Source organism: Amycolatopsis sp. SID8362 (genome assembly GCF_010550475.1).
GTDB lineage: Bacteria > Actinomycetota > Actinomycetes > Mycobacteriales > Pseudonocardiaceae > Amycolatopsis > Amycolatopsis eburnea.
The window spans coordinates 1-4459 of sequence record NZ_JAAGNB010000194.1; the positions used below are offsets into that span (position 1 = coordinate 1).

Sequence of the window (4459 nt, forward strand, 5' to 3'; positions counted from 1 at the left end):
TCCGTCCGGGCGTCCCCGGCCAGGTCGAGGGCGTCGGCGAGCCGATCGAGGGTTTCGCGGTGCGGGAACCGGCGTTCGCCGCGTTCGAGCGCGCCGACGGCCTGCGCGCTGAGCCCGGACGCCTCGGCGAGCGTCTCCTGGGTCAGCCCGGCCGCGCGCCGCAACCGGCGCAGCCGTGCCCCGAACGACTCCATCCGCGCCCCTCTCCCCGGCGCGAAATCCTAGCCGGAGCATTGTCGCGGAAGATCGTATCGCTTATCGTATACGACGCTGTCCTCCTCCCGACGCTGCGAGGTGACCCGTGCCCGCCCCCACGACCCTCATCGCCCGCGACTTCACCGAGTTCCGCACCGCCGTCTCGCAGTCGTTCGTCCCGCTGCACGTCACGGCGGGCGGCGACGCCTTCCGCGGCCGGATCCGCTCCTCGGCCGCCGACGAGGTGCAGGTTTCCGAGGTGACCGCGTCGCCCCACGTCGTGGAACGCACGCCCGAGCTGATCGCACGGGCCGAGCGGCGCTACTACAAGCTGAGCCTGATCCTGGCCGGCACCGGGCTGCTCGTGCAGGACGACCGCCAGGCCGTGCTGCGCCCCGGCGACGTCGCCCTCTACGACACGCACCGGCCGTACTCGCTGGTGTTCGAAGAGGATTTCCGGACGTTGGTCGTGATGTTCCCGCAGCGTCTGATCGACCTGCCCGCCGAGCTCGTCGGACGGCTGACCGCGGTGCGGATGTCGGGCAAGGAGGGCGTCGGCAACGTTGTCGTGCCCTTCCTCGCCCAGCTCGGCGGCAACCTCGAGCAACTGGCCGGCCCGGCGGGCGCGCGGCTCGCGCACAGCGCGGTCGACCTGCTCTCGACGCTCGTCGCCACGGAGCTCGACCTCGCGCACGGCAACGCCGACCCGCACCACGAGCTGATGCGCCGGATCCGCGCGCACATCGACGCGAACCTGCACGCCCCGGACCTGACACCGGCGCGGATCGCCGCCGAGCACTTCATCTCGACGCGCCACCTGCACGGGCTGTTCCAGGAGCAGGGCACGACGGTGTCCGGCTGGATCCGCGCCCGCCGCCTCGAGCACTGCCGCCGCGACCTGCTCGACCCGGTCCACGCCGCCCGCCCGGTCGCGGCGATCGCGGCCCGCTGGGGCTTCGTCGACGCCGCCCACTTCAGCCGCGTGTTCAAGACGGCGTTCGGCCGGGCGCCGAGCGAACTGCGCCGCGAGTTGACCGCCACCCGCAGCACGTGACCACCCGCCCGACTTCCGAGTGACCGGCGGCGCTCCGCCGGGCGCCGAGCCAATTGCGCCGCGAGTTGACCGTCAGCGTCCGGTAGTTGCCCCGCAGCGCGTGACCGCTCGCCCGGACGGGGCACCCGCCCGACGATGAGGCCATGCCCGAAGCCCCCACCGACGGCTGGCGCACCTACGACGAGTTCGCCGCCGGGATCGCCACCTACCGCCTGCCCGACGCCGACCTCACCGGCCGGGACGTCACGATCACCCTCGACGACGGCGAAGTCCTCTCGCTGAGCTTCAAAGACGCCGAGCACGTCGTGTGCAACGGCGTCGAGGACCCGTACGACGCCGTCGCCGTGCGCGACGACGTCTTCTTCGTGAACCTGCCGCTCACCAGCGTCGACGGCGAAGCGCTCACCGTCGTGTACTCCACGACGTCGCACCGCGCGCTCGCCGTCCGCTCGGTGATCGGCGCCGAAGACGTCGTTCCCCGGGTGTCGCAGCACTTCCGCAGCGGCGTCACCGACGGCGGCACGCCCACCGGCGACGTGCCGGGCCCGTCGCGCGACCTGATCGGCAAGCGGAACCTCTACCGCTACAGCCCCGATCACCTCTACGAGCACGTCTACGTCTCCTCCGAGCGCTACGCCTGGCAGTGCCTCGAAGGGGTCCAGCGCGGGCACGGCGACATGGACCTGTCGACGGTGTGGAAGTTCGCCGACGGCCTGTACCTGTTCTGCTTCCGCGAGTTCCGGATCGCCGTGGCCAGCGTGTGGCTGCACGACCTCGGCTACGCGCTGCGCACCACCGGCGTGTTCCTCGGCCTGACCGGCGACGGCCGCTCCGAGCACTCGCGCGCCGGCGGGCACGTCTACCCGCTCGGCTCGGTCAGCTACCCCGACGCCCAGCCCGTCTGAAGGAGAGCCTCACGTGTCCAATGTGGACGTCATCCGCGCGCACTACGCCGCCAGCGACCGGGGCGACCTGCCCGGCATGCTCGCCCCGCTCGGGCCGAAGACGACGTGGACCGAAGCCGCCGGTTTTCCTTACGCCGGAACGTACACCGGCCCCGACGAGGTCGCCGAAAACGTCTTCGCGGCGATCGGCCGGGACTGGGACGGCTACCGCTTCACCCTCGAAGACCTGCTGGACGCCGGGGAAACGGTGATCGGCGTCGGCACCTACACCGGCACGCACCGCCGGACCGGCCGGTCCTTCACCGCCCGCGTCGCGCACCTGTGGCGCTTCGACGGCGGCGAGGTCGCCGCCTTCGAGCAGATCGTCGACTCCGCGCCCGTCGTGGCCGCAACCCGGGAGCAGCAATGAGAAAAGTCCTTCCCGCCCTCGCGGCCGCCGTGCTCCTGGCCGCCGCGGGCTGCGCCGGTTCCGACGCCGGGGCGAGCGGCCCGATCGTCGTCGGCTCGGTGAACGCGCTCAGCGGCGCGGCCACCTTCCCGGAGTCGTCGCAGGCGGCGAAAGCCGTGTTCGACGCGGCCAATGCCGCCGGCGGCGTCAACGGCCGCCAGATCGAGTACAAGGCGATCGACGACAAGGGCGACCCGTCGGCCGCCGCGGCCGCCGCGCGCGAGGTCGTCGGCGGTGACTCGGCCGTCGCGCTGGTCGGGTCGTCGAGCCTGATCGAGTGCGAGATCAACGAGAAGTACTACGAGCAACAGAAGATCCTGTCGATGCCGGGCATCGGCGTCGACCCCGCGTGCTTCTCCAGCCCCAACATCGCGCCGGTCAACGTCGGGCCGTTCCACGACATGACGCTGACCCTGCTGTACGGCTCGGAAGTGCTCAAGCTGGACGACGTCTGCGCGCTGCTGGAGATCGCCGGCAACACGCTCCCGGCGTACCAGGCGGCGATCGGCGAATGGACGAAGATCACCGGCAAGAAGCTGAAGTACGTCGACTCGACCGTCCCTTATGGAGGGTCGGACTACACGCCCTACATCGTCAAGGCGCGCGCGGCGGGCTGCAAGGCGATCACGGTCAACCCGGTCGAGCCGGATTCGATCGGCCAGCTCAAGGCCGCGCAGGCGCAGGGCTGGACCGACGTCACGTGGCTGCTGCTGACCAGCGTCTACAGCGAGAACTACGCCAAGGCGATCTCGAACGCGGGTGCCGGGGTGTACGTGCCGGCCGAGTTCTACCCGTTCACCGACGCCGCCGCGCCCGCCAACAAGGAGTGGCGGGACCTGATGACGAAGAACAAGATCCCGCTGACGTCGTTCAGCCAGGGCGGTTACCTGGCGGCGAAGTACTTCCTCGCGGTCCTGCGCGGGATGAAGGGCGACATCACGCGCGAGACCGTGACGAAGGCACTGCGCGAGATGAAGCCGATCAGCGACCCGATGGTCGGCACGCCGTACGTGTTCGGGCCCGCGCAGGCGCACCACGACAACACCGCGGGCTGGCCGATCAAGCTGGCCACCGGCGCGAACAAGTGGGAGCTGTCGGCGCGGGACTGGCTGCGGATCCCGCGGTCCTAGGAGGACGTCCATGCTGCAGGGCGCATTGGCCGGCCTCGCCGCCGGCGGCCTCTACGCGGTGCTCGCGGTCTGCCTGACCCTGATGTCACGGCTGGTGCGGGTGGTCAACTTCGCCCAGTCCGCGACCGGGATGTTCGGCTGCTACGTCGCCGTCTTCCTCGCCGTCCACCTCGGCTTCCCGGAGTGGCTGGCGACGCTCGCGGGCATCCTGCTCGGCGGCGCGCTGAGCGCGGTGCTCGGCTGGATCGTCTCGACGTGGCTGGCCGAGGCCGACACGGGGACGCGGTCGGCGGTGACGGTCGCGGTGCTCCTGCTCCTGATCTCGCTGGCGTTCATCCTGTTCGGGAACAAGCCGCAGCCGTTCCACCCGCTGCTGGCCGGGCCGGCGTTCACCGTGGGCGGGGTGGTGGTCAGCCAGGTCACCGTCGTGACGGTCGCGCTGGCCGTGCTGGTGGCGCTGGGCTGCCGCGCGGTGCTGGCCCGCACGGCGCTGGGCGTCCGGCTGCGGGCGCTGTCGGAGCGCCCGACGACGGCGGAACTGCTGGGCATCCCGGCCCGGCCGCTGTCGGTCGGGGTGTGGACGGCGACGGGCGTGATCGCGACGCTGGCGGTGTCGATCGTGGCGCCGTCGCAGTCCAACGACCCGACGTCGCTGGCGATGCTGGTGGTCCCGGCCGCCGCGGCGGCCCTGCTCGGCGGCTTCCGCCGGCTGGACCTGGCCGTGGCG

General features: G+C 71.6%; 6 protein-coding genes. 5 read left to right on the forward strand and 1 reads right to left on the reverse strand.

Translation table 11 applies throughout. The annotated features are described in order from the left end of the window. Window positions 1-194 (reverse strand): helix-turn-helix transcriptional regulator (locus G3I65_RS07115; RefSeq protein WP_160695378.1); only part of this gene is annotated, 194 nt, incomplete at its 3' end. 107 nt (window positions 195-301) lie between these two features. Between G3I65_RS07115 and G3I65_RS58725 the strand changes: the two genes are divergently transcribed. From G3I65_RS58725 to G3I65_RS07140, 5 genes are all read left to right on the forward strand, one after another. Beyond that, a complete protein-coding gene (locus G3I65_RS58725; RefSeq protein ID WP_160695379.1) occupies window positions 302-1249 on the forward strand; it encodes a helix-turn-helix domain-containing protein in 948 nt (315 codons plus the stop codon). 143 nt (window positions 1250-1392) lie between these two features. Beyond that, the gene (locus tag G3I65_RS07125) at window positions 1393-2154 is read left to right on the forward strand and encodes a MoaF C-terminal domain-containing protein (protein ID WP_160695380.1); all 762 of its coding nucleotides are present in this window, start codon (window positions 1393-1395) and stop codon (window positions 2152-2154) included. 13 nt (window positions 2155-2167) lie between these two features. Continuing rightward, window positions 2168-2563, forward strand: a complete 396-nt coding sequence (locus tag G3I65_RS07130) for a nuclear transport factor 2 family protein (RefSeq protein ID WP_160695381.1) — start codon at window positions 2168-2170, stop codon at window positions 2561-2563. Then, entirely contained in the window at window positions 2560-3732 is a 1173-nt protein-coding gene (locus G3I65_RS07135; protein ID WP_160695382.1) for an ABC transporter substrate-binding protein, read from the forward strand. Before G3I65_RS07130 ends, G3I65_RS07135 begins: the two co-directional genes overlap by 4 nt. A gap of 10 nt (window positions 3733-3742) precedes the next feature. Further along, on the forward strand, window positions 3743-4459 hold a 717-nt coding region (locus tag G3I65_RS07140; RefSeq protein ID WP_160695383.1), incomplete at its 3' end, for a branched-chain amino acid ABC transporter permease.

Excerpts from the sequence above, each read along its gene's own strand:
- G3I65_RS07125 (WP_160695380.1), top strand. The coding sequence starts at position 1,393 with ATGCCCGAAGCCCCCACCGACGGCTGGCGCACCTACGACGAGTTCGCC.
- G3I65_RS07135 (WP_160695382.1), top strand. The coding sequence starts at position 2,560 with ATGAGAAAAGTCCTTCCCGCCCTCGCGGCCGCCGTGCTCCTGGCCGCC.